Below are 26,803 nucleotides of genomic sequence, written 5' to 3' on the forward strand. Positions count from 1 at the left end.
GCCGTCAGCCAAGGATGCGGGATGCGATTGTACGCGGATCCTCGGCCTTGAAGACGTCAGGGTAGAGGATGGCCGCAGCCTCGTTGATCACCACGCGGCGGGCGATCGGGCCGTGTGATTCGATCCAGTGATCCTTCACGAAGTGGACCTTGCCTTGCTGGACCGCGCGCAGCGACGACCAGATCGGGTTGGTCTCGAATGGGCGGTCGGGGCCGTAGTCATAGACGATGATGACATCGGGATCGGCAACCAGCATGGCCTCGAGGTTCATCTCGAAAGCGGTATTGTCGGGCACCTCGGGCGTTGGGTTCTTACCTGCGACATTGACCCCGCCGAGCGCGGTCAGGATCGAGGCGGTGACGTCGTCCTCGTAGAACGTCCACGGCGCTTCGCCGGAGCCGTAGAAATAGAGGTACTTGATGCCGCGATCCTTGGGCGCCTTGGCAACCAGGGCGTCGAACTCGGCATGATAGTCGGCGACGAGCTTCTCGCCCTCCGCTTTCTTGCCCAGCGCTTCCGCCACCAGCAACAGGTCGCGATCGGCATCGTCAGGGGTTTCGAGCCTGACGGCGAGATAGGGGGCGATCTGCTCCAGCTTGGCCGCATTGGCCTCGGTGTAGCGCTTGATCGCCACGATCAGGTCCGGCTTAGCCTGTGCCAGAAGCTCGAGATTGGGGCTGGCGCGCTGCCCGATCTTGGCCACGCCCTCGAGCTTGTCGAGCAGGTGGTCGGGGTTGCGCCCCTCGACCATGTAGGTGGTGGCCACAGGGGTAAGGCCAAGCGCCAGTGCGACATCCGCGCCGAAATAGGAGATGGCGGCAACCCGCTTGGCATCGTCGGACAGGTTGAGAACGACGTTGCGGTCGTCGGTGATGGTGCGCGATGCGGCTCGTGCGGCTCCTGCCAGCAAGGTGAGCAGGCCGACGGCGGTCGACTGGATCAGGAAGTTCCTGCGATTCATGGCGAAGTCCTTTCAGGATGGCCAAAGGAGGGTGATTTGATCGAACCGGTGGCGACGAACATTGGTGGTTCGTTTTCGCTGCGAGCGATTGTTGCGGAAACGCGGAAGGTCTCGGAAAGCAGGCGTTCGGTCAGGACCACGGCCGGCGCGCCTTGGTCGACGATGGTGCCGCGATCGACGACAACAAGGTTGTCGGCGAACCGCACCGCCTGGTTGAGGTCGTGCAGTGACAGCACCACTGTGATGCCGTGTGTGCGGTTGATCTCCCGCACCAGCTCCAGCACCTCGAACTGATGGCCGATATCGAGAAATGTCGTCGGCTCGTCGAGCAGCAATATCGTCGCCTCGACCGCGAGTGCCATCGAGATCCAGGCCCGCCGCCTTTCGCCACCCGACAAGGTGACGAGCATCCGGTCGGAGAAGCGCGTCATGTCCGTTGCCGCGATGGCCCGGGCAATCGCATCCGTGTCGCTGGCCGTCGCACGCCCGAGCAGGCCGCGATGCGGATGGCGGCCATAGGCGACAAGCTCGGCAACCGTGATCTCGGGCGGATCGATCATCTCCTGCGGCAGGAACGACAGCCGGCGCGCCAACTGCTTGCGAGGCCAGGCAGCGAGAGGCCTGTCATCGAGCTTGACAGTGCCGTTCTCCGGCCGCAGCAGGCCTGCCATGGCTCGCAGCAGCGTGCTCTTGCCGCTGCCATTGGCGCCGATCAAGGCGGTAACGCTGCCCTCGGGCACCGTCAGGTCGATATTCTGCAAGACGGGGCGACGGCCATAGCCGAGGCTGAGATTGCGGCACACAAGTCCGGTCATATCCGCCGTCCCAGAAGCATGAGGAAGATAGGTACGCCGATCAGAGCCGTCACGGCCCCGACCGGGATTTCGGCAGGCGGGGCGACGACGCGGCCAATGAGATCGCCTAGCGTCACCAGGCCGGCGCCGAGCAGGGCGGATATCGGCAGGGACCTTGCCAGGGATGGCCCGACCAGCCGGCGCGCGGCATGAGGCACGATCAGGCCGACGAAGCCGAGCGGGCCGACAATGGCGACCGCCGACGAGGCGAGCACCGTTGCCAGAGCGACGGCCGAAAGCCTGATGGCGCCGACATGGATGCCGAGCGTGCGTGCGGCCTCGTCGCCGATCGACAGCAGGTCAAGCTTGGCCACCATCAGCGGCAGCACGGCGAAGCCGAGCACGGTCCATGGCAGCAGATGCAACGCATGCTCCCACCCACGGGCATAGAGGCTGCCCGAAAGCCACAGCAGCACCGTCTCCATGCGGGTCGACCCCCAGGCGGCGAAGATGCCGAGCCCGAGCGCCTGGAAGGTCAGGCCGACGGCGATGCCGGCAAGCACGAGCCGCAAGGGCGCTGCGCCGCGGCGCCAGGCGATCAGATAGGTCAGCGTCGCGGCCGCAAGACCGCCGGCGAGCGCCACGAAGGGCAGGGGCGCCACCGGATAGGAGGCCAGCTTGCTGCCGTCGGTTGCGCTCCAGTAGACTGTAGCAAGCAGGTAGATCATCACCGCCAGCATCGCGCCGCCCGAAATGCCCAGCACATTTGGGTCAGTCAGCGGGTTGCGGGTCGCCTGCTGCAGAAGATGACCGGCGACGGCCAGATGTGCGCCGACCAGCAGGCCCACTGCGACACGCGGCAGACGGATGTTCCACAAGATGCCGGTGTCGTCTCCGGTGCCGGAGACCAGGGCATGGAAGCTGTTCTGCAGGCCGAGATCGGCCGCGCCGAACAGTGTGGCGAGCAGTGCGAAGACGAACAGCGTCGATGCGGCAGCGACCGCCGTCGGCCAGAAAGGCAGCCTGATCATGCGGTCTTCCTCCAGATCAGGTGGATAAGGAAGGGACCGCCAACAATGGCTGTGAGTACGCCTATCGGCAGTTCGCGCGGTGCGGCGAGCGTGCGAGCCATCGTGTCCGCCGCAAGCAGCGTGATGGCGCCGAGCATGGCCGAGGCCGGAAGCAGAGCTGTGTGCCGGACGCCGACAAGACTGCGGGCGATGTGGGGGACGCAGAGGCCGACAAAGCCGATCGGACCTGCGACGGCGACGACGCCGACCGACAGCACTGTTGCGGTGCTGGCGGCCACGAGCCGCCAGAAGCGGACGTTGAGGCCCAGCGTCTCAGCCGCGTCATCGCCCAGGGCCAGGATGTCGAGTGGCCTGGCAAGCGCTATACAGGCGGCAAGACCGGCCACCGCCCAGGGCAACAGGATGGTCAGGTGCTGCCAGCCGCGCCCGGCAAGGCCGCCGGTGAGCCAGAAAAACACCGACGCAACGGTCGGGCCGGCATGGACCAGCGCCGTGGTGATGCCGGCGGCGCAAAAGAAGGCAACCGCCGACCCGGCAAGCGCCAGCCTGACCGGGGAGAGCCCGCCGGCCGAGGCAATGACCAGGCTTGTTCCGCCTGCAAGCAGGCCTCCGGCCAGGCCGATGAACGGGTGGACGACGGCGGGAACCGAAGGCGCGAAGACGTAGAATACGACGATGGCAAAGCTCGCGCCGGTCAGCACGCCGGTGAGGTCGGGGGAGGCGAGCGCGTTGCGCGAAACGCCTTGCATGACCACGCCCGAGCACGCCAAGGCCGCACCCGCCAGCATCGCCAGCAACTCGCGCGGAATACGCAGCTTCCACAGGATTGCCGCTTCCGGCCCACTTGCGGTTCCGAGCAGGGCGTCGACGACAGCGCGGACCGGGGTCTGCACGCCGCCGACGAACAGTCCAGCGAAGGCCAGACCGACGAGAACGACCATGCCGGCGAGGAGAAGGCTTGCCAGGCCGAGGCGGCCGCGCCCGGCAACATCCCTTGCAACGGCTGCTGCTGCCAGCGACGTCATGACGCCCGGTCGGTTTCGTGGTGACGGCACATCGCGTGCATTGATGGATCGTTTATTGATGAGGACAATATTCAAGTTTTATGGCAAATTGCCCAGACAACCCCGATCTGCAATCGAAAACTTCGCAAGCCGGCATGCAAATAACTCAAGCAGGTCCTTCCAGATTCCCGTCTTTGAACACGCTGCCGGCCTTCGTCGCGGTCGCCCGCACAGGCAGCCTGACACTCGCTTCGGAGGAGCTCTGCCTCACTCCGAGCGCGGTCAGCCGCCAGATCAAGACGCTGGAGGAGGGGCTGGGCACGCCTTTGTTCCAGCGGAGCCACAACGCGATCGCGCTGACCGAGAGCGGACAGCGCTTCCTGGCGCGTGCCAGGGAGGCGCTGGCGCTGGTCGAGACGGGCATGCGCGAGATTGCCCCGCGCCGCAGGGGGCTTGTCGTCCAGGCACCGATCACGCTGACCCAGCGCTGGCTCATTCCTCGGATCGCCTCGTTCCGACAGGACTGTCCCGAAGCCGACCTGTCGTTCCGTTCGCAGCAGAAGCCGGGAAACGAGGTGGCCGACCTGACCATCGGCTACCGGCGTGGGACGGACATGTCTTCGTTCGAAGGCGCGGTCCTGCTCGACCGGACAATCGCCGTCTGCTCGCCGCGGCTCCTGGGCGAAAGGGCTGCCGTTTTGGACGTCGACACGCTTTTGGGCATGCCGGTATTGCTCGACACCGCGGACGCCTGGTCATGGCAGCGATGGTGCGCGGCCGCGGGCGTGGCGTTCCACCCGCGTGCCGGGGCGATGACCTTCGATACCGACGAGGCCGCGATCGACGCCTGCCTGTCGGGGCTGGGCGTCGGGCAGGCCAATCCCGCTTTCGTCGAGGACGAGCTGGCAGGCGGAAGGCTGGTGGCGCTGTGCCCGGCAATTTCGGCACTGGTGGGCGCTTATACGGTGTCCGCAGACAAGCCGTGCCTGCTTGGAACGCAGTTCATGTCGTGGCTGTATCGCGCCTAGTGTGTTTCCGCTTTTCTTCGAATCTGGCGGCGTGGCGTCGGGAAGTGGCCGGGCTGTCATCCGGCGGTCGCGGTTGGGCGCTAGGGCAAGTGGAGCTTGAACCACGGACCGTCAGCGATGCGCACAGTTTCCCTTTCCCCTGAACTGCTTGCCTATTCCGGGGGGCGCAATGCGGCCCCGCCGCCGCATCTCGGCACGCGCTACCTCAGGACCGGCGGCTTCCTGCCCGAGCCCGGCAACACCATTGTCTGCCACGTGACGAAGGGGTCGTTGACGCAGGAGATACTGGTCGAGGCGCGCGACAAATATCTCGCCATGCCCGAAGCCCAGCAATTCGTTTTCACGCCGATCACCAGTTTGCACATGACGCTGTTCCAGGGCATCATCGAGTATCGCCGTAAGCCCGGCTTCTGGCCTGAGGGCATCGCTCTCGACGCGCCGGTCGACGAGATGACCGACATCATGGCCGAGCGGCTGGAGACGCTGCCCGTCTTCGAGCCATTCCAGGTCGAGGTGACGCATGCGCGGCCGTCTGGCCTGCTGGTCGATGGCGCGAGCGAGCGTGACCGCAAGGCAATGCGCGCCTGGCGCGACGCACTCGCAGACCTGCTCGGTTACCGCCATCCAGATCATGACGACTATCCGTTCCACATCACCTTCGCCTACGCCATCGACTGGCTGGACAACGACGCGCTGCCGCGCTGGCAGGTCATGCTGGACGAGGTTGCCGGAGATATCAGGCGGAAGATGCCGATCCTTGAACTCGACCCGCCGGCCTTCTGCTCGTTCGAGGACATGAACCATTTTTGCGAACTGCTGGTGTTTGAATAGCCTATGCGTTTGCCGAGGCAATGGCTCGGCCGCGAGCGTGGCGCCTCGAATGGCCTCTCTGCTGTTTGCGGTTCGACGGTGGTGGTTATCGTCTCTTGCTCTCGGGCGGCCTATCAAACATAGGCTGTCGCCGGCGGGGCTCTCAAAGCCATCCGGCGAAGAAGCGACAAAGGATGAACAGATGCTAGAAAGAATAAACCCCGATACCAGGTGGAGCGACGCTGTCGTCGTTGGGAACCTGATTTTCGTCGCTGGCCACACTGCAGAGAAGACGCGAGGCCAGTCGGTTCGCGAACAGACGGAAGAGGTCCTTCAGTTACTCGATGAGACGCTGGCTCAGGCCGGGGTGACGAAGAGGAACCTCGCCATGGTGCAGATTTATCTGGCGGATATGTCGAACTTCGACCTGATGAACGAAGCTTGGGATCGATGGGTCATCCCCGGAGAAGCTCCGGCGAGGGCAACGGTCGAGTCCAGGCTCGCTTATCCTGATCTCGGCGTTGAAATCACTGCAGTCGCATCCCGGTAGAGGAACTGCCAGGCCGCTGCGGCCGTGACGGCGTGAGGCCCACCGACCGCGCGGGAAAACTGGTGGATCGGGCACGAGTGCCTTTGTGACGGCATGGATCCGAGGGTTTCCACGACGTCGCCGCGCGCCTGCTTTGCCCGGGGATGACGAAGGTGCGGGGCGTTCGCCTGTCGTGCAGGAGTGCCGGGACTTGCTCCTTGGAGGACGTGGCGGTCAGTGCCTCCACCGTCCACGGCTCGTGACGATCTCCCTGGATGGCGACGCAACCAAGGTTGTGTCAGTGATGCTGTCCGCTGTCTCAAGGGGTGGTCATGCTAATGCCTTAGCCTGGACAAAACATCTGCCGGGCCAGGAAACACTCGCTCCGCTTCCATCACACGATCCCGGCCATTCTTCTTGGCGGCATAGAGGTTCTTGTCGGCCTCCAGAAGGAGATCCTCCAGGCCCAGGCCTGTGCGGTGGATGGAAATGCCGATGCTGACGCTGACCTGGTGGTCGCCAATGCCTGCGCAACTTGCCACCTGGTGGGCTTTCAGCCGTAGGGCTTCGGCGGTCCGAAGTGCTGCCGAACGATCGGCTCCGACCAGAAAGACCGCGAACTCCTCGCCGCCCAGTCGCGCGACCAGGTCTTGTCCGCCAACGCTGGACTTCATGATTGCGCCCAGTTCCAACAGGACGACGTCCCCCGTAGCGTGACCGTATGTATCGTTGATCGACTTGAAGTGGTCCGCGTCGATGAACAGGAGGCATCCGGCCGAGCCTGAGCTGCTCTGGATGGTCTGCCGTACCTGGTCGAAGAAAGTCTTCCTATTGGAAAGTCCGGTCAGGTCGTCAGTCCGCGCGGCCCGGTCCAGCTTTTCCGCCATCGTTGTCAGCCTCGCCTGCTGGTTCATCACGAAGAAGGCCAGAGGGAAGGCGACGACGACAACGATCAGGGTCGTCAGCAACAGGTCGAGCAAGAGGCGATCGGAAAAGAACATTCCGTAGAAGATCAAGGTGAGCAGGTCGGCTCCCAGGATCGCCGCGACGACCAGGATGCAGCTCTGCTTTGGAACGCTGAGCTTCCCAAAACGCCTGACGATTTCTTCGGTTCGGAACATGCCATGCCACTGATTGAAGGTGCTGCAGTCTAGTCCGTGACAGGTAAAGATTTCGGTGGTGCTGCCGATGATGTTTTCGTCGAGCGTGCGGTACTCAATCAACGCGCTGCAATGTATGTTGATGGTCGAGGCGGCTGCACTGGCTCAGCCTAAGCGCGCGCACCTGGAACTTACGCTCCAGGTCTGGTCACGTCCCCATTGTGGGCGTGACCCGAAGTTGCCGGCATCACAAGCTCGTCTGATTGGATCATGCTCGCAGCATTCACCGTGCATCGTCCCGACTCCCCACTGCGCAGCCGGCCTTGTCACGGCGGCTGGGCGAAGTCGAGGCGGAACTTGCGGGCTTCTGTTCGAGCGGGCGCCAAACGAGGGTTATCCCACCGTCATGGGAACGCACTTCCTGAAGGATACGGTTCATGTGATGACCGTGCTCGACAGCGCAATCCACAACTCGACCTGAACAGAGACATGGAGGCGACCTATCGCCGGCTCGGTTTCAACAGCGCCTCGATCACCTATCCGGCGCTGGTCCGGGCGTCGAGCAGACCACCCCCGCCTTCGTCGGGGACAAGCTCGGTGTGCGCTTTGTTGGGAGGCTTACACGACGCTCCGGGCGCTGGCCGCCGGCTTCCCTATCTGGGGGCGCCGTGCTAGCCCTGCGACAGGGATAACCGAAACCAAGCTCGAAACCCGACTGGCAATTGCAGCCGGTTAGCGGATCGGGCGTCGTCCACCGCGGCTGGCTGACAGCAATGGGGACGTGGTCTTGAACTTCCGGATTTTCCTGCTCGCCCTGGCGACTTTTGTCACGGGCACAGCCGAAAACATCATCGTTGGCATCCTGCCCGACATTTCATCCGGCCTCGGCATTTCCCGGGGTCTCGCTGGCCAACTGACGTCGGCGTTTTCGGTAACCTTCGCGGTTGCCGCGCCCGCCGTGCTGCTGCTCACCAACAGGTTCGAGCGCAGGCTGGTGTTTCTGGGCGCGATGGGCGTGTTCGTTGCCGCCAGCCTCCTGGCCGCGTCGAGCCCTGGTTACGCATTCCTGTTCGCCGCCAGGATCGGCATGGCACTGGCCAGCGCGGCCGTCTGCGTCGTCGCCACCATGATGGCGACCGAACTGGCCGGGCCCGAGATGCGCGGACGGGCAATCGGGGTGATCTTCATGGGCATCAGCGGCTCGCTCGTGCTCGGCGTGCCCGCAGGCATGTTCGTCAGCGGCCATCTTGGCTGGCGGTCAGTGTTCCTGCTGCTGGCGTTGCTCGCCGCGCTCGTCCTTGTCCTGAGCTGGGTCGTCATGTCCAGGACTGGCATCAGCGCCGGCAAGGCGCCCGGCTACCGCAAGCATCTTTCGTCATGGAATCTGGTCGCGGCCCAACTGGTCTCGGTCACCATGATCGGCGGACATTTCACGCTGTTTGCCTATTTGGCGCCGTATCTGCTTGATATCGCTGGTTTTGCCCAGGGCGAACTCTTCCTGGCCTTCCTCGCATTTGGCATATCCGGCGTGACCGGGGGGCATCTGGGTGGCCGGTTGGCTGACCTTTTTTCGCCAGGCAAGGCGCTCGTCATCACCACCGTCGCCTATCTCGCAGCCCTGGCCGCCATCCCGGCAGCCCTGGAGCAACCCGTGATCCAAGTTGTCGTCCTGATGGTCTGGGGATGCATCAGCTGGATGATTTCCCCAGTCGTCCAGGGCTTCCTCATCGCCGAAGACCCCGAGGGCAGCGAAGCGGGCATCGGCCTGAACTTCTCAGCCATGCATATCGGCGTCGGGCTTGGAACGGCACTGGGTGGTGTAGCGGTGGATTGGGACCTGCTGGAGACGCTCCCGTGGCTCGGGGCGGGACTTGCGGTTCTCGCGGTCGGACTCAGTGTGGTGGCGACGCGGAGCCGGATTCGTCCAGTCTGCTCGATGCCCTGAATTTGCAGGGTGCTGGAAGGCCTCGCCACTTCCGTAGACAAGGGGCGGGTTTCCCAGTTCGCCTATGTTCGGCCCCTGGGTGCTGGCAACCCTGTGCATGCGCTTGAACAGACCTTACGCCGCCGGTGCCGCTGTCCCCTTCAATGCAAATCGCGGCGTGTCGCTTGCGTGGTCGTGGACCGTCCAGTCGACGGAGTTGGCTCCGACGCGGAAGACCGCGGTCGCCAGCGTGTTCTCGTGGTCGGGGTCGTCGGGCTGCTCGCGATAGATCGGCAGCGGCGCGATGACCTTGTCCTGCAGGACGCGGAGCGGATCGACCGTTGTGGATGCTCCGTCGAGAAGGGCGTCGCCGCGCTGCTGACGTGAGAGGGAGGAGTCGGTGATGACCTGCCGTTCATTCCTGGCATCCTCGTGGATGAGATGGTTGGCATGGCACTGGGGGCGATCAACAGCAATGACGCTGCAGTTTTTGTCAGTGAACTCGACGCTGAGAAGGCGGCGATCGCCCTGCTGGGCGAGGGTCATGTGGAAGGCGCCAGCGCGTTCGCTGGTCCTGACCAGGTGGACCGCCTCGTCGAGCGTGCCGCAATCGAGCAGGGCGCGGCCGAGAACCATGCGCGGCAGGCCATCGCCGATCCCGCGCGAGCGGATATTGTTGACCGCCTGGACGAGGCCAGCCTCGGTGACGGCGAAGGTATGGCCGGGGATCGAGGCCGGATAGACGAAGCTCGTGAAGGCTCGGCCGCTTTCCGGGCGAATCCGGGCAAGCGCGCAGTGACCGCGAAAGCCCGGATCGCCGTCTTCGTTGTGGGCAACGACAGGTTCCACGCCGGGGATCTGTACCGTGGTGCAGCCGTCGGGTGCGAAAGCCCAGACGTCTCCTCGGCAATTCCACAGGAAGACATCGTCGAAGGGCAGGTCGAGGCCGCTGGCGAGCCCTTGCAGTTCCGCCCAATGGACAGGGAAGCACGCCTCGACCGACGCGCGCATGGAGGCAACGCGCGGGTCGTCTCTGCGGGCCATGACCGAAGCCCAGGCGTGGCCGATGAGGAGATGGCGATGGGCGATCTCGCGGCCGAAACGGCCGAGCTGGGCGCCCACGTCGTGCGGCGCGCCGGCGATGTCGATGAAGCCCAGCCTGGTTTCAGTGGACATGCTGCAAGAACTCCCGCAGGCGGGGATTTTCAGGATTGGCGAGCAGGGCGGCGGGATTGCCGTCTACGGAGATCTTGCCATCTTCCATGAAGATCAGCCGCGTTCCGACCTGGCGGGCGAAAGCCATCTCATGCGTCACCACGATCATCGTCATGCCTTCCTCTGCCAGCGACTGCATGACGCGCAGCACCTCGTGGCGCAGTTCCGGGTCGAGCGCGGAGGTCGGCTCGTCGAACAGCATCAGCTTGGGTTTGACGGCCAGAGCTCGGGCGATCGCCACGCGCTGCTGCTGTCCGCCCGAAAGCTCGGACGGATAGTGATGGCCGCGCTCCGCAAGGCCGACTTTGGCGAGCAGTGCCCTGGCCTGTTCCAGCGACTCGGCCCGGCCGACGCCCCGGACGCGGCGAGGGCCGAAGGCGACATTTTCCAGCGCCGTCATCTGCGGGAAGAGGTTGAACTGCTGGAAGACCATGCCCGCTTCCTGGCGGATCATCCGCACCTGCGAGCGGCCGGCCTTCACGCTGATGTTGTCGACGACAAGATCGCCGCCATTGATGTCCTCCAGCGCGTTGATGCAGCGGAGCAACGTCGACTTGCCGGAACCGGAGGGGCCGATCAGCACCACCACCTCGCCCTTGTCGATGTTGAGGTCGACTTCGCGCAATACCACGACCGAACCGAAGGTTTTCGTGACGTTTCGAAATTCGACGATGCTCATAGAATCCGCATCCTCTTTTCGGTGACGCGCAGGATCAGCGTCATGGTGCCGGTCATCAGCAGGTAGAGGATCGCCACCGCGCTCCAGATTTCGACGGCGCGGAAGTTGGCGGCCATGATCTCCTGACCTTGGCGGGTGAGTTCGCCGACGCCGATAACGATGAACAGCGAGGTGTCCTTGAGGCTGACAATGAATTGGTTGCCGAGCGGCGGGATCATGCGGCGGAAGGCGACCGGGCCGATGATGTAGACCAGCACCTTCCACATCGGCAAGCCGAGCGCGAGGCCTGCCTCCTTCAATCCCTTATGCACGGAGAGGAAGGAGCCGCGCACGATCTCAGCGATGTAGGCGCCCGCGTTCACGATGATGGCGGTGACGGCCGCGGTCATCGGATTGACGCGGACATCGGCCAGTACCGGAAGGGCGAAATAGATGAACATCACCTGGACGACGATCGGCGTGCCGCGGATCAGCTCGACATAGGTGAAGGCGATGGCGTTGAGCAGCGCATTACCGTAAGCGCGCATCAGACCCGCGACAAAACCGACGATGAGGCCGCCCACCAGGCCGGCGATGGTGATGAGGATGGTAAGGCGCGCGCCGCTCAGCAGTGCGGGCATGGCCTCGCCGATGACGGACCAGTCGAATTCCATGGATTGGCTCCCCGGTGAGAGGAGAGCGCGCCAGCCGTGCCGGCGCACTCGGGCTAGAGCATCAGAGCTTCGGCTCCGTGCCGAACCACTTCTTGTAGATTTCGGTGTAGCGGCCGTCCTTCTTCATGTTGGCGAGCGCGGTGTTGACTTTGGCGACCAGTTCGCTGCCCTTCGGAAAGCCGATGCCGTATTGATGGGCCATCATCTGCTCGCCGACTGCCTTCACCTTGCCGCCGCCTGCGGTCTTTACGTAATAGAGCACGTTCGGCGTGTCGTGCATGGCGGCGTCGACCCGGCCCGTCTGCAGTTCCAGATAGGCATTGTCGATGTTGGGGAACTGGCGCAGCTCCGTGTCCTTGAAGTGCTCCTTGGCATAGTCAGTCGCCGACGTGCCGGTCTTGGTGGCGAGAATCTTGCCCTTGAGGTCATCCGCACCCTTGATGGTGCTGTCCGTCGGCACCATCAACAGGAAGCCGCTGTCATAATAGCCGTCGGAAAAGTCGATGGCCTTCTTGCGCTCATCCTTGATGGTGATGCCGGCGAGCGCCACATCCACCTGCTTGGTCTGGAGGGCGGGAATGATGCCGTTGAAGTCCATCGGCTGCAGCGTGTAGGTGACGCCGATTTCCTTGGCGATGGCATCCCACATGTCGATGTCGAAGCCGACATACTTGTCGCCTTCCTTGAATTCGAAAGGCACGAAGGCGGTGTCGGTGGCGACCACCAGGTCCTCCGCCCGCGCCGGTGCAAGGGCGATGGCGGTGGCGAAGGCGGCAAACAGAATAGAACGCAGTTTCATGTCAGTTCCCCTTTTGCTTGGTTATGCGTGCGGAAGAGCGTTCGTCGCGGCGTCGATGGCGTCGCCCAGCCGGTCGACGATGCTGCCGATACCGGCGCGATCGACGATGAAGGGCGGGGCGATGAGCACGTGGTCGCCGAGACGGCCGTCGATAGTGCCGCCCATCGGATAGACCATCAGTCCCCGCGCCATGGCTTCCTTCTTGATGAGGGCGTTGAGCTTGAGCTTCGGATCGAATGGCCGTTTGCGGGCACGGTCGGCGACGAGTTCGACCCCGCGAAACAGGCCGCGCCCGCGGATGTCGCCGACATGATGATGGTTGCCGAGGCGCTCGGTGAGCTGGCTCTCCAGCTCCGCCCCCATGGTGACCACGTTGGCGAGCAGGTTGTCACGCCGGATGACCTGCTGAACGGCGAGGGCGGCGGCCGCCGCCATCGGATGACCCATGTAGGTATGGCCATGCTGGAAGAACCCGGAGCCGTTCGCGAAGCCGTCGAAGATCCTGTCGGAAAGCAACACCGCGCCAACCGGCTGGTAGCCGCCGCCGAGCCCCTTGGCGATCGTCATCAGGTCGGGCGACACACCGTCCTGCTCGCAGGCGTGCAATGTGCCGGTGCGGCCCATGCCGCACATCACCTCGTCGAGGATCAGCAACACGCCGTACCGGTCGCAGATGGCGCGGATGCGCTTGAAGTAGTCGGCGACCGGCGGAACGGCACCGGCGGTGGCGCCCACCACGGGTTCGGCCACGAAGGCGATGACCTGGTCCGCGCCGAGTTCTAGGATCTTGTCCTCCAGCTGCTGCGCGGCGCGGGCGGCATAGGCCTCGTCGCTCTCGCCGGGCTGCTGCAGGCGATAGGCATAACAGGGGTCGATGTGATGGGTTTCGATGAGCAGCGGCCTGAACTGGGCGCGGCGCCATTCATTGCCGCCGGCGGCAAGTGCGCCGAGCGTGTTGCCGTGATAACTCTGCCGGCGCGCGATGATGTGGCGGCGCTGCGGCTCGCCTTTCTCGACGAAATACTGCCGCGCCATCTTCAGCGCCGCCTCGACCGCTTCCGACCCACCGCTGACGAGATAGACGTGGCTTAGCCCGGCCGGCGCGTCCTCGATCAGGAGATCGGCCAGCGCCTCGGCGGTCTCGGAGGTGAAGAAGCCGGTATGGGCATAAGCGAGCCGGTCCAGCTGTTCGTGCAGGGCGGCAAGGACGGCTGGATGGGCATGGCCGAGGCAGGAGACCGCAGCACCACCCGAGGCGTCGATGTAGGCCTTGCCCTCGGCATCGAAGAGCTCGATGCCCTTGCCGCCGACCGCGACGGGCAAGCGGGAATGAATGGCGCGGTGCAGGATACGGGTCACGGGCGCTTCATCCTTGTCTTGAGGTGGACGTTGAGGGCGGCGGATTGACGATCGACGCCGGCAAGTGCCGCGCTGGCCGCATCTCCTGCCTGTCCCGCGACCAGAGCGCCCAGCACCTCGGCGACGACGAAGGCCGGCGACATGGTGTGCAGGAAGGACGGGCTTTCGGTCGGCACGACGACGGTGCAGGCGGCAAGCTGGGCGAGGGGGGCGACGGGGCTGTCGGTAATGGCGATCAGCGGCACGCCCGCTTCGCCGGCATAGTCGGCGATCTCGATCGTCTGGCGCGTATAGGGCAGCACGCTGACGGCGACCATCACGTCGTCGTCCGTGGCGACGCCGAGCGCATCCGCACCGATGCCGCCGACGGCATCCAGCATGGTCGAATGCTTGCCTGCGAGCGAGAGGATGTAATGCAGGTGCCAGGCCGGCGAGTGACTGGAGCGCAGGCCGAGGCAATAGATGCGCCGCGCTGCGCTCAGCCGTCCGGCCGCCTCGACCAGGGCGTCGAGCGTGGCCGGCTGCGCCAGCTGGCTGACCTGCGTGGCGATGCCGCCGAGCATGTCGGCCGCCAGGGCATGCTCGCCCTTGAGCTTCTGGCTCTTCGCCTGCGCCCCGACGCGGCCTGCGAATCCCGTCACGTTGCCGCGCATCGCGTCGGCATATTGCTGGCGGATATCCTCGTAGCCGGCGAGGCCGAGATGCTTGGCAAGCCGGGTCATGGTGGCGGGCTGGACGCCAGCATGCCGTGCCTGCTCGCGCATGGACAGCAAGGCGACGTCACGAGGTTGGTTCAGGATGTAGCGCGCGGCCGCCTGCAACTGCTCCGACATCGTGTCGAAGGCCTGGACGATCGTGTCTGCGAGAGGACCGGTTTGCATGGGATTCGATTACACCCTTCATTGGTGGTTTGCAACATATGTTTCAATGATGTAATGATATGATCCATATGAATCATATATGAGGAATGCGGATGGCCGACCTCTATAGCCAGCATCGGGTGGCGATTGCAGTGGCGCCGAACGGTGGGCGCCGGACCAGGGCCGATCATCCGGTCATTCCGCTGACACCGGCAGAACTCGCACGCACCGCCGCCGCGTGCCTGGACGCTGGCGCGGCGATGATCCATGTCCATGTCCGCCGCCCCGACGGCGGCCACTTGGTCGATGCCGACGCCTACCGGCAGGCGATTGACGCGATCCGCAAGGAGGTCGGCGACAGGCTGGTCATCCAGATCACGACGGAAGCGCTCGGCATCTATGCCCCGGCCGAGCAGATAGCCGTGCTGAAGGCCGTGCGACCCGAAGCCGCCTCGCTGGCGCTGCGCGAACTCGCCCCGGACGAGGCCGCCGAGCCGGCCTTCGCCGAGGCGCTTGCTTGGATGAGGCGGGAAGACGTGCTGCCGCAGATCATCCTCTACGACCCAGCCGAGGCCGTGCGCCTCGCAGCGATGATCCGGCGCGGCCTGGTACCCTGGCCGGACATCCCCGTGCTCTACGTGCTCGGCCGCTACACCGTGTCCCAGACATCTGTGCCCGCCGATCTTCTGCCCTTCCTCGCGCCGGATGGGCCGCGCTTCTCCCATTGGAGCGTTTGCGCCTTCGGCAAGCACGAAGCCGCCTGCGTCACCGCCGCAGCACTCCTCGGCGGCCATATCCGCGTTGGGTTCGAAAACAACCTGCATCTGCCGGACGGCACCTTGGCGCCTTCGAACGCCGCGTTGGTCGCGACAGTCGCAAGATCCGCTCGCGCTCTCGGCTTGGAAACATGCGCCGCAGCCGAACTCCGCGCCGGGTCGCTGTCAAGCTCGCCTCCGCCACCCAGTAGTCGGTAGGCATCTCGTGCTGTTTGTCTATCTGGCGTCGTTTGCCTGAAGCAGCCCGCGATCCTCGCTGTCGTCCTGATGATTGGATGATTTCCCCAGTCTTCCAGAGCTTCCGCATCGCCGAAGGCCCCGAAGGTGGCGAGACGGGCATCGGCCTGAACTTCTCCTCGATGCGCGTCGGCGTCGGGTCGGAACGGCATTGGGTGGCGTAGCGGTGGATTGGGAGGCTCTGCGGGTGCTGCCGTGGATGGGGCGTGCTTGCGGCTCTTGCTGTCGCGCTCAGCGGGGGGCTGCCGGAGAGTGAGGCTGCTTGAATGCGCAACCCTTTACATATCAGCTTCGATTCAGGTGTCAGGCAGTGCGGTAAAATGCGTGGCAGCGCCCGAAGTGTCAGGTCGAGGCCGCAACACCTACGATCCTGGGATCGGGTAGGCGATCAGGCGAAAGTCCCGGTGCAATTCCTTGTCTATGACAAAGCTCCCATGGTTCCACCCGCGGTTAGATTTCATTCTACCCCGCACCTGTTCAGCGCCTAGAACCTGTAAGTCATTCCCAGGACAGGCCCGGACAGGCGGGTATCGAAGACATGGCCGTCATGATCGTAATCAACGTCGAGCACCTTGTAGCCGAGCGAGGCGGAGAAGTGTTCGTTGATGACATAATTGGCAGTCGCAAGCACCGACCATGTGAGCTTCGACCCGGCGCCAAAACCGCCGATGTCCGCCTGAGCTTGCAAGGAGAGTTTTTCCGTCACGGGCAGGAACGCGCGTGCGCCTATCACCGGGTCCACCCAGCCGAAGTTCTCGCCATAACTACGGGTCACACTGCCGCCGCCGAGCCCCACAGTGAGCGTCACATCATTAGAGATGTGCCAGAAACGCGCGCCGGCGAGTGCGTCGAGTGTGAAACCCGGTGTGTCGACGACACGATAGCCACCCTGCAAGGTCGCCGTGAACTGCTTCGTGTCGACCTTGGCATCCACACTTGTGCCGGCGGGCACCACGATGCCGCCCGGAAGCTGGAATGTCGGCAATGGCCCGGCGCCGTGGCTATCGGTCGTGTCGACATACATGATGTCACCGGAGAAGACGAACCGGTCGTGGCGTCCCCACACATTGACGAAGCCGCCGAAGTTGAGGTTATCCAAAACGTCCGAGAATGACTTCTCCACGCCGATGGACGGGCCTTGGCGGAACGGCGATATGTTTCCTTTAAGGCCGGCAGCCCACATATAGGGCGAAATCTGCAACGCCCAGTTCCGGCTTTCGGCGAGAGCTGGTGTCGCTTCTTCTGGTCGGGCAGGAAGCACATCGGCTGCATATCCTGCCTGAGTGCTGCATAGGCCCAAGACAACGGCAACTGCAAATCTGTTCAATGATGCCCCCTCAGGCTCCAAGTGTATTCTTGTGGATACGTCCATCCTTCATGACGAGCTTCAGCGTCCGCTCGGGATCGGCGATCAAGGAGATGTCATCGAGCGGATCGCCGTCGATCACGAGAAGATCGGCATAGGCGCCCGCCTCGATCACTCCGAGCTTTCCTGGATAAGGATTGCGCGGCCCGGAAAGACCTGCAAGTTCGGCATTGCCGCTTGTCAAAAGCCGCAACACCTCGGCGTTGTCGTACCACCGCGCAAATTTGGCCAGTTGCTTGCCTTGTGTTGCCGTGCCCTTCGGGTTGAACAAAATGTCTGTGCCCAGCGCCATCTTGACCTTATGCTTGCGTCCCAGTTCGACTGCCCGGGCAGTTCCATCCGCAATCATCTGCTGGTGCGTGCGCTGCTCGGGAGAGGCATAGGTGTTGGCATCTTCATCGGCAAGAAACGGCTGGATGCTCCACCAGGCGCCCGAATCCGCGATACGCTTCACCGTCTCCTCGTCGGCAAGCTGGCCGTGCTCAATCGACTTCACCCCGCACGCGAGCGCCCGCTGGACTGCGGCGGACGTATACGCATGGATGCAGACATATGTGCCCCAGTCGGTTGCAGCTGCCACAGCCGCCTTCATCTCGGTTTCGGAATACTGAAGCGCATCGATAGGGTCATAGGCGGAGGCGACACCGCCGCCACCCATGATCTTGATCTGGCTGGCACCGAGCATGAGTTGCTCGCGGACACGGCGCAGCACCTCCGCCTCGCCGTCGGCGATCGCCGCAATACCCGCCGTTTCCGTTATGTTGAGATCGGTTTGAGGAGTGCGTGGCAGCTCGGTGCGTATACGGAAATCGCCATGCCCGGAGGTCTGCGAGATCATTGCTCCGGAGGGATAGATGCGCGGCCCTGGTATGCGCCCCTCATCGATGGCGCGCTTCAGTGCAAATGATGGTCCCCCGACATCCCGGACCGTCGTGAAGCCACGCAGCACCGTGCGCTCAGCCTCTTGTGCTGCGATCAAATGGACGTACGGAATGTCGGCGGTCATGGCCACCATTTGAGAAATGCCTGCGAGGATCGAATGCCAGTGTGCATCGATCATCCCAGGCATCAGCGTACGGCCGCCGCAGTCTATGGTGTCGGCATCTGAAACTGCGTCGCTTGCAGGGACAAGTGCCTTGATGAGCCTGCCATCGATCAAGAGGCCGTGGGCTTCGACCAGCTTGGATGTCATGCCGTCGAAGATCTTGACGTTGCGAAGCAGGACTGGCTTGCCGGACTGTGCGAAGGCAGGGACCGCAGCACCAAACATCGGAGCTGCGAGAACTCCAGCGACTGCCTTCAAGACGGAACGACGGGAAAGACCCTTGTCAACGCGCGTGAGTAGCTGCTGAGCCTGTGGAGTATGGCACGCGCAGGTCCAACCGTGGGCAAGGTGTTGATATTTCTGACCGATCCGCAACAACGGCGCGCCCCTCCTTGCCGCTATGATTTCGCGAGCACATCAGATGTTTGCTTCAGGTTCAAGCCTTAATCCGGAATAGCCAACCCTGGCGGCCAACGGAAAGTGACAGTCGAAAGCGCAATGGCTGACGGATGCCCGCGAGCCAATGTCGGCCGCCAGGATGCTGAACGCGTAGTAGAGTGTCCCGTAACCGATGATCTGCGTAACGCCGAGGGCGACGATCGGCGAACGCTCGGCAGTCATATGGATTTCAGGCTCACTCGCTTCTCCAGCTTGGCAAGGCTTTCCTTGCGCTCGCTGTAGCGGTCGGTGAGATGGTCCGAGATGCCACGGGTCAGCAGCGTGAACTTCATCAGGTCTTCCATCACATCGACGACCCGGTCGTAGAAGGAGGATGGCTTCATGCGCCCGCCTTCGTCGAATTCCTGCCACGCGTTGGCGATGGAGGATTGGTTCGGGATGGTCACCATGCGCATCCACCGACCGAGGATTCGTATCTGGTTCACGGCATTGAAGGACTGCGAGCCACCGGAAACCTGCATGAGCGCCAAGGTCCGTCCCTGTGTTGGCCGGATGGCCCCGCCCGGCAGAGGTATCCAGTGTAGTTGATCGTCACTCCGTGTTCGAATACTGAACGTAGGTCTTACCCACCGCGGTCGTTCTCCTTGCAAGTGCGCCGGAGGCTGCGTGCGAGGAGGTACTTGACCGCGCGTGGCAGAGCTTTGCAAGCGAGGCACCCAGCAGCTTTGACGCACGTCAATGCGCCCTAGCCTGGATGTGTCACTGGTTGCTCAACTTGGAGCACCCAAATGGCCTACAACAGTGTTCTCCTGCACCTTGATATCGACGGTCCCATTCGGCCTCGGGTCGCGTATGCAAAATCCGTGGCTCTGATGTTCGACGCAGATCTTATTGGTTTTTGCGCCGCCGAGCCTCGCTACGTGATGCGCCTTGGCGAGAGCAATATGGCCGTTGCTGACGAGCTGAAGCGCCAGTGCGAAGCCATCGAAGCTAGCCTCGCCGCAGCGAAAGCGGAATTCGTTCGCGAAACTGAAAACAGCAAGCGTGCCAGCTGGCGCGGATTGATCGGCAATCCAACCAAGTTGCTCGCGATTAACTGTCGAGCGGCAGACCTCATTATTTCTGGGCCCCAGCCCGACTTTCCACTCGATACGTCCCGCAGCGTTGATCTGGGGACGCTACTCCTGTCTTCTGGACGTCCAGTACTGCTCGCGCCATTTGATTTCCAACTTCCAAAGGCCGAGGCCATCCTGATTGGCTGGAAAGATACACGTGAAGCACGTCGTGCGATTGTCGATGGCTTACCGTTCTTGACTGCGGCATCACGAGTACACGTTGTTACTGTCGATAAGAATACGCCGGCGACCCGGGCAAGCATCGATGACGTTGTTGCTTACCTGGCCAGGCATGGCATCAAGGCATTCAGCGAGATCGTTGATGTTGGTGGCGCGAATGAAGCCGAGGCCCTAATGGAGGCCGCGTCGGAATTTGGAGCTGACCTGATTGTGTCCGGGGCATATGGGCACAGCCGCCTCAGTGAATGGGCCTTTGGCGGGGTCACCCGTACCTTGCTTCGGGGCAAATCGGTCAATCGGCTGCTATCGAACTGAAAACCGGATACGGGGACTAGCAATGCCCGATCTCGAGTTTGTGACGTTGGTGACGAGGCCCTTTGCATTCGCCTCGAAGAGCTGTGCGCCCTCACAACTTGAGGATGCTCTAACGTCTAGTTTCGAGAAACTCTACCATACCCTGTCGTCCAACATGGTTGTTCCTGCTGGCCTCCCCGTCGTTCACTATCGCGAGATTGGTGAACAGAAGATCTCTTTCGACGCAGGATTTCCAATACGTGAGGATCAGTTCAGGATCTTGAGAGGGTCGGGATTGGGACTCGGCGCAACAGCGGCCGGAGAAGCCGTCAAGGTGGCGAACAGAGGGTCTGGCGAGCAACTGCATCTCATGCACGCGAGGATGCTTCAAGCGATTCAGGGTGGCGGACTGAAGGCGGCCGGCGACCTATGGGAATTCTATCTCGATCCGCCAGTTTCGGTGGGTGAGAATGTCACAGAGGCAGTGTGGCCGCTTCGCGATAGCGCCTGATCGCGGCCAGGTTCTGTTGCAACCAATTTGACGTACATCAATGTTGTCTAATGTTTCAGGCGTATTGTTTTGGGATATCGCCATAGACAGCTTCGGAAGAATGAACGCGGCGCAGTTTGTGCGAAGATCCCTGGTGTCTGCAGGCGATTGGTCAACGTTCAAGAGGATCAATTCCATGACTGACACATCGACCAAACTTCCAGTGAAAGCGGAAAAGGGAGCTTCCCCGGAGCCGCGCGGCAACGGCTGGAGCCCATTTGAAACCTTGCGCCGAGAAGTCGATCGTCTCTTCGATGATTTCCATCCTTTCGGCTGGCGTGGGTCATTTCCTAGGCTACCGGAGCCGCGCACTTCTTTCGAAGGAAGTTGGCCACTGGCTCCTGCGATGGACCTGGTCGAAAAGGAGAAAGAATACGAAATCACCGCCGAGATGCCGGGTGCCGACGAGAAGAACATCGACATCAAGGTCACCAACCACCTGCTGACCATCAAGGGCGAGAAGAGCGAGGAAAAGGAGGAAAAAAAGAAAGACTATTTCCTCTCGGAACGTCGCTACGGTTCGTTTCAGCGGTCCATTCAGATTCCTGACGGAATCGATCCCGACAAGATCGAAGCCACCTTCTCGAAAGGCATCTTGACTGTCAGGCTGCCGAAGACCGCGGAAGCTCAAAAGCCCGAAAAGACAATCACGGTGAAGACCGCATAGGGCCCGCCACACCGAGTGTCGGCGTGTTTGTAGCGCCGGCACCTCCGCCCGGAGATGTCCCGATGGTAGCCGAAAACGTCAAGCTTCGGTTGGGTCCCAATCCTGAAGCGAGCGTGCGCGCCCTGAGGCAACTGGGCTTTCTGACGACGAGACTGCCAGATACTTCGCAACGACGTGGAGGGAGTTGGCGTGGCTGGTCTCCCAAACCACTCAAAGTCGAGACACTCCGGCAAAGGACATGGAGTCGACCTCATGGGACACGCATCCAAGCCGAACTTCTCACATTCCGCCCAAAAAGCTCAGCAATGGGTGAATGAGTTGGCTGCTGATCTCGGCTGGCCGGAAAACCTTTCTCATCGCTTGATGAGGTCGGTGCTTCAAGCGTTGCGCGATTGGCTGTCGCCCGAAGAGGCCGCCGATCTTTCCTCACAGCTCCCTGAGATGATCCGGGGGATCTATTTCGAAGGCTGGAATCCAGGGACGTCACCCGCCCGGGAGCGTGACAAGCGTGACTTTGCGCTCCGAATCTCGAAATCCTTGGACGACCAGCCGGAGATCGACATCGAGGAGGGCATTGCAGCCGTATTCAGGCTTCTCGATCGGCATCTTTCGCATGGTGAAATTGTCCAGGTGAAGAATTCGATGCGCAAGTCGCTCCGACATCTTTGGCCGGAATGACGATAATGTTCCAAGACAGACAAGAGGCTGGCGAAAGGCTGGGACTTGAATTGCTTGGTGCCAAGCTTTTCAAACCCGTTGTTTTGGCGCTTCCCCGTGGGGGCGTTCCAGTGGCTGCGGCCGTCGCAAGAGCTCTCGATGCACCGCTCGACGTGCTCATTGTCCGCAAAGTCGGCGCACCGGAAAATTCGGAGTTGGCTGTCGCCGCAATTGTCGACGGCACACCTCCGGATGTGGTTGTGAACCGCGAAATCGTCGAAGCATATTCCCTGGGTGACGAGGAGCTCGCTGCCCTGGTTAGCGCAGAGCGCCCGGAACTGGAGCGACGCAGCAGGCTTTTCGGAGCGGTCACTCGTCCCCATTCTCTGGCTGGCAGAACTGCGGTCTTGGTCGACGATGGTGCCGCTACAGGGGCGACCCTGAAGGTCGCGTTGCGAGCAGTCAAACGGCGGGGACCCACACGTACCGTCGTGGCAATCCCGGTTGCACCGTCCGACGCGCTTGATGTTGTCCGGCAGGAGGCCGATCAGGTCTTCTGCTTGAGCACGCCTGGCCGCTTTCGGGCCTTGAGCTATCACTATCGCAGCTTCCCTCAGCTGACCGACGAGGACGCGATGAATGCTCTTCGGGCAGCCGACGAAGAGCGAAGACTTCGTCATCCTCGATAAGTCAACTCGAGTGTCTTTTCTCGTGCAGTGGCAGTGCGATCCTCAAATGTTTGCTCTACGTCAAGGTTAAGGTCTCCCGAGACGATCATTCTGATCATGTTCAGGTCGATGTTGCGTCCTGAGCGTTGCTCAAGGAGACGCAGGATGAAAACCCAGATTTTTCTGCCACTCGCGACATACCCCGATGCAAACTCCGATACCGTCGCCGTCAATGCTGTCGCTGTCGCGCAACAGCTCCATGCCGACCTGTATGCTCTCGCGATTGATGCCGCCATCCCTCACGTTTCGAGTCCATTGTCACGAATTCTGATTGATGTCCCGGCCCGTATCCGCCAGGCCGAGGCAATCAGCCACCAAGCCGGCGAGCACCTCCTCGCGAAATTGATCGAAGAAGGATTGCGACTGGGCGTTTCAGTCACCACTGCCTCGGAGGCTGTCCTTCTCGCGCTTCAGGGTGAAAGTGCAGCAACCCACGCCAGGTACTATGACCTTGCCGTTGTCGGATGGGAGCCTAACAACCAGACTTCCCGGATGATTGCGGAAGGGGTCGTTTTCGGCTCTGGCAGGCCAACTATCCTCCTGCCCGACTCGGCGAGCGCAGCCAAGATCGAGCACATCGCAATCGCATGGGACGGCAGCCGAGTGGCAGCTCGCGCCGTGGCTGATGCACTGCCGCTTCTGACACACGCCTCCAGGATTCATGTTCTCACAGTAGTTGACGAAAAGCCGCTGAAGGCAGCTGACATCGGCGAAAAGCTGGTTGCCTCATTGAGAAAGCGTGGGCTCAACGCTGATGCCGCAGACATCAAATCCGAAGACTGCCCGATCGCAATTACCTTGCAGGAACGGGCAATCGAGCTGGGTACGGATCTCCTGGTGATGGGGGGATACGGCCATTCCAGGGTTCGCGACTTCGTACTTGGCGGGGCGACGGAAGGCGTTCTGACGGACTTGCGTCTGCCGATACTGATGTCGCATTGAGGGACTTGGCCATGGAGTTCTCAAGCAAAGTCGCGCTCGTCACCGGAGCTGGATCGGGCATAGGTGAGGCTGTGGCTCGCGAGCTTGCCGCCGGCGGTGCCAAGGTTGTTGTGGCCGACATCGACATCCACTCAGCGGCACGCGTGGCGGAAATCATCGTGGCTGAAAAAGGCGAAGCCCATGCCTGTCAGGTCGACGTTGCCGATCCGCGATCAGTTGAACAGATGGTCGGGTTCGCCGTGGAGACGTTTGGAGGTCTCCACCTTGCGGTCAACAATGCGGGCATAGGCGGTGCGGAATCCGAAACGGCCGACTACCCGATCGACAATTGGCTAAGCGTGATGGAAGTGAATCTCAATGGTGTCTTCTACTGCATCAAGTTCCAGCTTCCGGCCATGCTGAAGTCCGGTGGAGGAGCGATCGTCAACATGTCGTCCATTCTGGGGTCGGTGGGCTGGAGCAAGGCTTGCGCGTATGTCGCAGCAAAGCACGCCTTGGTTGGATTGACGAAAGCTGTGGCCCTTGAATACGTAGGGAAGAATGTTCGCGTTAACGCCGTCGGCCCAGCGTTTATCGACACTCCGCTGCTGAAAAAGAACCTGGACGACGAGACGATCGGACAGTTGGCGGCGCTTCACCCGTTGAACCGCCTCGGGTCTGCGCGTGAGGTCGCGGCGCTGACTTGCTTCCTTTTGTCTGAAAGAGCCAGCTTCATAACGGGTAGCTATCATCTGGTCGACGGAGGTTACACGTCGCGCTAGTCGCCCTCACGGCATCGCGAACGTGCCCGGTTGCCAGCAGCGAACACAACCTGCGGAGGCACGACATGAGACTGGTAATTTCCTTGGGTGGGAATGCCCTCTTGCGCAAAGGGCAGGCGATCACGGCTGAGAACCAGCGCGAAAACGCCGCCATGGCCACCACGTGGCTCGCGCCCGTGTTTCGGGAACACGACGTGGTGATCGCTCACGGCAGCGGCCCGCAATTGGCGATGCTCGCACTGCAGTCGTTTTCTTATCGGGTCGCCGAACCTACGCGTCTTGATCTGCTGTGTGCTCAAGCCGGGGGTGAGACAGGGTATCTGCTGGCTCGAGAGTTGCGGAACAAACTCGGGAGCGACCGACACGTTGTCGCGCAAATGGCGCAGGTGCTGGTCAATGCCGATGACGAGGCATTTGGAAAGCCGGCCAAGCCCATCGGACCCTTCTACGAACGGACCTACGCCCACCAATTGCGCCAGCTGCGTGGCTGGCAATTTACGGATTTTGACGGCGAGTATCGACGTGTTGTCCCAGTTCCCCGCCTCCTCGAAACCATCGAGATTGGCGCAGCGAAATCTTTGATCGGATCTGGTACGGCAGTTGTTATGTGCGGCCCCGTACCCGTCGCTGCGGGGCCTTCGATCCGTCTTCAATGGGGCCTAAGGTGAAGGCCGCATGCGATTTCGTCGAGGCATCGCACAAATGGGCTGCGATCGGATCGATTTCGAATGCGGAACATGTCCTGTCAGGAGAGGCCGGGACACGTGTTGTGCCAATCACGGCTGGCGCGATCGACTTCTGGCCGCGCTGACCCAGCGTTACGGAGGTGAGGTCATGTGGGTTCGTTCTTTGTCTACGCTCGACTGCAGCAAGATTCTGGCTCGCAGTCACTTCGGCCACCTGGCTTGTTCCAAGGACAGACGGCCATACGTAGTACCGTTTTACTTCTGTTACTCAGACAACAGGCTTTACGCATTCTCGATGCCTGGAAAGAAGATCGACTTCATGCGAGCCAATCCCTGCGTTTGCGTGCTGGTCGACGAAAGGGGAAGTGGCCGAGAGTGGCGCAGCGTGCTGGTCGATGGCCGCTTCGAGGAGCTGAAAGGCGACACGCCCCAGAACAAGATCGATCAGGAGCATGCCTGGAACCTGCTCAGCAAACATGTGAATTGGTGGGAGCCAGGCGGTCTGAAACCCGATCAGCGTCCCATTGCCGATCACTCATCCCACCTCTTCTTCCGGATTTACGTGGAACAGATATCGGGCCGGGAGGCCATAGAGGGTGAGCAATCTTAAGGAATATTGGAATCTGATACGCGAGGTCGGTTCTATCTCTCACCGACCTCGCGGCTTAAATTCAGCGTGCCATCAATACCGGGATTGAAACGTCTTCCAGGATCGATTTGGTAACGCCGCCGAAAATCTTCTCGCGAAGGCGGGAGTGGCCGTATGCGCCCATCACGATCAGGTCAGCGGACATGTCCGAGGCATGCCGCTTCAGCACATCGGCGACCTTTTGCCCTGAGCTCGGCAACCTGTCGACCGTAACCTTTGCGCCGTGGCGGGCCAGATAGGTCGCTATATCGGCCCCTGGCTCGTCGCCCTGACGGCCTTCACCTTCAAGCGGATCAACGAGCACCACATGTACCTCGTCTGCTGCCTCCAGGATATCGATGGCTTCCCGAACTGCCCGCGAGGCTTCGGCGCGCGAATCCCATGCAACCATCACCTTCCTGGGACGCAGCGTCGGTTTGGTGCCCTCGGGCGACAACAGCATTGGCTTGCCCGATGAGAAGAGCGCACCTTCAATCGTCTTGTCCCTGAGCGTTCCGCCTGCCAAAAGCTCCGGCCCGACAAAGGTCAGATCGGCATAGTGGGCGCGCCGCCCGATAATCTCGTCGGCCCAAGCTATTTCGGGATAGGTGTTGGTGACATCCGCCGAAATCGCAGCGCCGGCAAGCACTTGCGTGACCTCGGCCGTCCTCGAATCGAGCCGCTCGAGATCGGCGCGCCGCTCTTCCATCCAGGCGTCGGACATAGGGGCCGCGTAGTCGCCGATGGGCGGGGGAGCTGCGAGTGTTACGGCAAGCACGGAAAGATGAGCGTCCAACTCCGCGCACAAGGAGGCGGCCAACTTGATGTCGTTGTCGCCGCGGTGGGTGCCCGTAACCGTTAGAATTGTCTTGAAGGCCATGGCTTGAATCCTCAGTCAATTGAAACCAGGTCTTCTGATACCGCCCAGGATCGGAACATTCCTTGCTCTGCGTCAATTCGTGAAAGCGCATGCGATTTGATCCGTATCAAGGTTTCGCATGACAGGGACATTAGGCTCCAACCCAA

The 26,803-nt window shown here is 62.1% G+C and carries 30 protein-coding genes and 1 pseudogene; 15 read left to right on the forward strand and 16 right to left on the reverse strand.

From position 1 onward, the window contains the following. Nucleotides 1–4 precede the first annotated feature (4 nt). Genes NDO48_RS03605 through NDO48_RS03620 form a run of 4 tightly spaced genes read right to left on the reverse strand, consistent with a single transcriptional unit; the run spans nt 5 to nt 3,811 of the window. Nucleotides 5–961 carry an ABC transporter substrate-binding protein gene (locus tag NDO48_RS03605; RefSeq protein ID WP_018427541.1) on the reverse strand — a complete coding sequence of 319 codons (957 nt, stop codon included), beginning with the start codon at nt 959–961 and terminating at the stop codon, nt 5–7. Then, on the reverse strand, nt 958–1,776 hold the full coding sequence (locus NDO48_RS03610; protein WP_018427542.1) for an ABC transporter ATP-binding protein: 819 nt from the start codon (nt 1,774–1,776) through the stop codon (nt 958–960). Before NDO48_RS03610 ends, NDO48_RS03605 begins: the two co-directional genes overlap by 4 nt. Further along, nucleotides 1,773–2,786, reverse strand: a complete 1,014-nt coding sequence (locus NDO48_RS03615; protein ID WP_018427543.1) for a FecCD family ABC transporter permease — start codon at nt 2,784–2,786, stop codon at nt 1,773–1,775. The genes NDO48_RS03610 and NDO48_RS03615 overlap by 4 nt, the downstream gene beginning before the upstream one ends. Then, the gene (locus NDO48_RS03620) at nt 2,783–3,811 is read right to left on the reverse strand and encodes a FecCD family ABC transporter permease (protein WP_018427544.1); all 1,029 of its coding nucleotides are present in this window, start codon (nt 3,809–3,811) and stop codon (nt 2,783–2,785) included. Before NDO48_RS03620 ends, NDO48_RS03615 begins: the two co-directional genes overlap by 4 nt. A gap of 173 nt (nt 3,812–3,984) precedes the next feature. Between NDO48_RS03620 and NDO48_RS03625 the strand changes: the two genes are divergently transcribed. The 3 genes from NDO48_RS03625 (at nt 3,985) to NDO48_RS03635 (ending at nt 6,178) form a co-directional block, all read left to right on the forward strand. Next, nucleotides 3,985–4,818, forward strand: a complete 834-nt coding sequence (locus NDO48_RS03625) for a LysR family transcriptional regulator (protein ID WP_018427545.1) — start codon at nt 3,985–3,987, stop codon at nt 4,816–4,818. Nucleotides 4,819–4,935: 117 nt separating this feature from the next. Further along, entirely contained in the window at nt 4,936–5,649 is a 714-nt protein-coding gene (locus NDO48_RS03630) for a DUF1868 domain-containing protein (RefSeq protein WP_018427546.1), read from the forward strand. Nucleotides 5,650–5,698: 49 nt separating this feature from the next. After that, complete coding sequence (locus tag NDO48_RS03635; protein WP_245262144.1) at nt 5,699–6,178, forward strand: RidA family protein; 480 nt, start codon at nt 5,699–5,701, stop codon at nt 6,176–6,178. Between the two features lie 314 nt (nt 6,179–6,492). On the opposite strand, the gene NDO48_RS03640 is transcribed toward NDO48_RS03635, so the two are convergent. After that, on the reverse strand, nt 6,493–7,380 hold the full coding sequence (locus NDO48_RS03640) for a GGDEF domain-containing protein (RefSeq protein WP_018427548.1): 888 nt from the start codon (nt 7,378–7,380) through the stop codon (nt 6,493–6,495). A gap of 658 nt (nt 7,381–8,038) precedes the next feature. Here NDO48_RS03640 and NDO48_RS03645 point away from each other — a divergent pair. Beyond that, nucleotides 8,039–9,202: an MFS transporter gene (locus NDO48_RS03645; protein WP_416377177.1), complete on the forward strand. Its 1,164-nt coding sequence runs from the start codon at nt 8,039–8,041 to the stop codon at nt 9,200–9,202. Between the two features lie 114 nt (nt 9,203–9,316). On the opposite strand, the gene NDO48_RS03650 is transcribed toward NDO48_RS03645, so the two are convergent. From NDO48_RS03650 to NDO48_RS03675, 6 genes are all read right to left on the reverse strand, one after another. After that, nucleotides 9,317–10,357 (reverse strand): C45 family autoproteolytic acyltransferase/hydolase, encoded by a 1,041-nt coding sequence (locus tag NDO48_RS03650; RefSeq protein ID WP_018427550.1) that lies wholly within the window; start codon nt 10,355–10,357, stop codon nt 9,317–9,319. Further along, on the reverse strand, nt 10,347–11,069 hold the full coding sequence (gene glnQ / locus NDO48_RS03655; RefSeq protein WP_416377181.1) for a glutamine ABC transporter ATP-binding protein GlnQ: 723 nt from the start codon (nt 11,067–11,069) through the stop codon (nt 10,347–10,349). The genes NDO48_RS03650 and glnQ overlap by 11 nt, the downstream gene beginning before the upstream one ends. 2 nt (nt 11,070–11,071) lie before the next feature. Continuing rightward, nucleotides 11,072–11,728: a glutamine ABC transporter permease GlnP gene (glnP, locus tag NDO48_RS03660; RefSeq protein ID WP_018427552.1), complete on the reverse strand. Its 657-nt coding sequence runs from the start codon at nt 11,726–11,728 to the stop codon at nt 11,072–11,074. Between the two features lie 61 nt (nt 11,729–11,789). Beyond that, a complete protein-coding gene (glnH, locus tag NDO48_RS03665; RefSeq protein ID WP_018427553.1) occupies nt 11,790–12,527 on the reverse strand; it encodes a glutamine ABC transporter substrate-binding protein GlnH in 738 nt (245 codons plus the stop codon). Between the two features lie 21 nt (nt 12,528–12,548). After that, the gene (locus NDO48_RS03670) at nt 12,549–13,886 is read right to left on the reverse strand and encodes an aspartate aminotransferase family protein (protein WP_026227104.1); all 1,338 of its coding nucleotides are present in this window, start codon (nt 13,884–13,886) and stop codon (nt 12,549–12,551) included. After that, nucleotides 13,883–14,767 (reverse strand): MurR/RpiR family transcriptional regulator, encoded by an 885-nt coding sequence (locus tag NDO48_RS03675; RefSeq protein WP_018427555.1) that lies wholly within the window; start codon nt 14,765–14,767, stop codon nt 13,883–13,885. The genes NDO48_RS03670 and NDO48_RS03675 overlap by 4 nt, the downstream gene beginning before the upstream one ends. 92 nt (nt 14,768–14,859) lie before the next feature. On the opposite strand from NDO48_RS03675, the gene NDO48_RS03680 reads away from it, so the two are divergent. Together NDO48_RS03680 and NDO48_RS03685 are read left to right on the forward strand one after the other, a co-directional pair. Continuing rightward, a complete protein-coding gene (locus NDO48_RS03680; RefSeq protein WP_018427556.1) occupies nt 14,860–15,720 on the forward strand; it encodes a 3-keto-5-aminohexanoate cleavage protein in 861 nt (286 codons plus the stop codon). 77 nt (nt 15,721–15,797) lie between these two features. Continuing rightward, on the forward strand, nt 15,798–15,923 hold the full coding sequence (locus NDO48_RS03685; protein ID WP_018427557.1) for a hypothetical protein: 126 nt from the start codon (nt 15,798–15,800) through the stop codon (nt 15,921–15,923). A gap of 320 nt (nt 15,924–16,243) precedes the next feature. Here the strand turns inward: NDO48_RS03685 and NDO48_RS03690 are convergent, their stop codons facing one another. The 4 genes and pseudogenes from NDO48_RS03690 to NDO48_RS03705 form a co-directional block, all read right to left on the reverse strand. Continuing rightward, a complete protein-coding gene (locus NDO48_RS03690) occupies nt 16,244–17,059 on the reverse strand; it encodes a hypothetical protein (protein ID WP_026227106.1) in 816 nt (271 codons plus the stop codon). Between the two features lie 37 nt (nt 17,060–17,096). After that, on the reverse strand, nt 17,097–18,395 hold the full coding sequence (locus NDO48_RS03695) for a metal-dependent hydrolase family protein (RefSeq protein ID WP_018427559.1): 1,299 nt from the start codon (nt 18,393–18,395) through the stop codon (nt 17,097–17,099). A gap of 192 nt (nt 18,396–18,587) precedes the next feature. Next, nucleotides 18,588–18,791, reverse strand: a complete 204-nt coding sequence (locus NDO48_RS03700; protein WP_018427560.1) for a hypothetical protein — start codon at nt 18,789–18,791, stop codon at nt 18,588–18,590. Then, nucleotides 18,788–19,156: pseudogene (locus NDO48_RS03705) on the reverse strand (NAD(P)H-dependent oxidoreductase); the annotation flags it as partial. The pseudogene NDO48_RS03705 and the gene NDO48_RS03700, both read right to left, overlap by 4 nt. 201 nt (nt 19,157–19,357) lie before the next feature. On the opposite strand from NDO48_RS03705, the gene NDO48_RS03710 reads away from it, so the two are divergent. From NDO48_RS03710 to NDO48_RS03750, 9 genes are all read left to right on the forward strand, one after another. Then, entirely contained in the window at nt 19,358–20,179 is an 822-nt protein-coding gene (locus NDO48_RS03710) for a universal stress protein (RefSeq protein WP_018427562.1), read from the forward strand. Between the two features lie 22 nt (nt 20,180–20,201). Beyond that, nucleotides 20,202–20,669, forward strand: coding sequence for a hypothetical protein (locus NDO48_RS03715; protein ID WP_018427563.1), 468 nt, complete (start codon nt 20,202–20,204; stop codon nt 20,667–20,669). 175 nt (nt 20,670–20,844) lie between these two features. Then, entirely contained in the window at nt 20,845–21,375 is a 531-nt protein-coding gene (locus NDO48_RS03720; RefSeq protein WP_026227108.1) for an Hsp20/alpha crystallin family protein, read from the forward strand. Between the two features lie 252 nt (nt 21,376–21,627). Continuing rightward, a complete protein-coding gene (locus tag NDO48_RS03725; RefSeq protein WP_026227109.1) occupies nt 21,628–22,053 on the forward strand; it encodes a DUF2267 domain-containing protein in 426 nt (141 codons plus the stop codon). 5 nt (nt 22,054–22,058) lie between these two features. After that, nucleotides 22,059–22,721, forward strand: a complete 663-nt coding sequence (locus NDO48_RS03730; RefSeq protein ID WP_040456649.1) for a phosphoribosyltransferase — start codon at nt 22,059–22,061, stop codon at nt 22,719–22,721. A 144-nt stretch (nt 22,722–22,865) separates the two neighbouring features. Continuing rightward, nucleotides 22,866–23,702: a universal stress protein gene (locus tag NDO48_RS03735; RefSeq protein WP_018427567.1), complete on the forward strand. Its 837-nt coding sequence runs from the start codon at nt 22,866–22,868 to the stop codon at nt 23,700–23,702. 5 nt (nt 23,703–23,707) lie between these two features. Beyond that, a complete protein-coding gene (locus NDO48_RS03740; RefSeq protein WP_026227111.1) occupies nt 23,708–24,463 on the forward strand; it encodes a 3-oxoacyl-ACP reductase FabG in 756 nt (251 codons plus the stop codon). Between the two features lie 65 nt (nt 24,464–24,528). Next, nucleotides 24,529–25,131 carry a hypothetical protein gene (locus tag NDO48_RS03745; RefSeq protein WP_018427569.1) on the forward strand — a complete coding sequence of 201 codons (603 nt, stop codon included), beginning with the start codon at nt 24,529–24,531 and terminating at the stop codon, nt 25,129–25,131. A 166-nt stretch (nt 25,132–25,297) separates the two neighbouring features. Continuing rightward, nucleotides 25,298–25,759: a pyridoxamine 5'-phosphate oxidase family protein gene (locus NDO48_RS03750; protein WP_026227113.1), complete on the forward strand. Its 462-nt coding sequence runs from the start codon at nt 25,298–25,300 to the stop codon at nt 25,757–25,759. A 61-nt stretch (nt 25,760–25,820) separates the two neighbouring features. Here NDO48_RS03750 and NDO48_RS03755 read toward each other — a convergent pair whose 3' ends face one another. Further along, nucleotides 25,821–26,657: a universal stress protein gene (locus NDO48_RS03755; protein ID WP_018427572.1), complete on the reverse strand. Its 837-nt coding sequence runs from the start codon at nt 26,655–26,657 to the stop codon at nt 25,821–25,823. Nucleotides 26,658–26,803 lie beyond the last annotated feature (146 nt).

It is taken from the genome of Aminobacter sp. MET-1, from assembly GCF_026521175.1.
Lineage (GTDB): Bacteria > Pseudomonadota > Alphaproteobacteria > Rhizobiales > Rhizobiaceae > Aminobacter.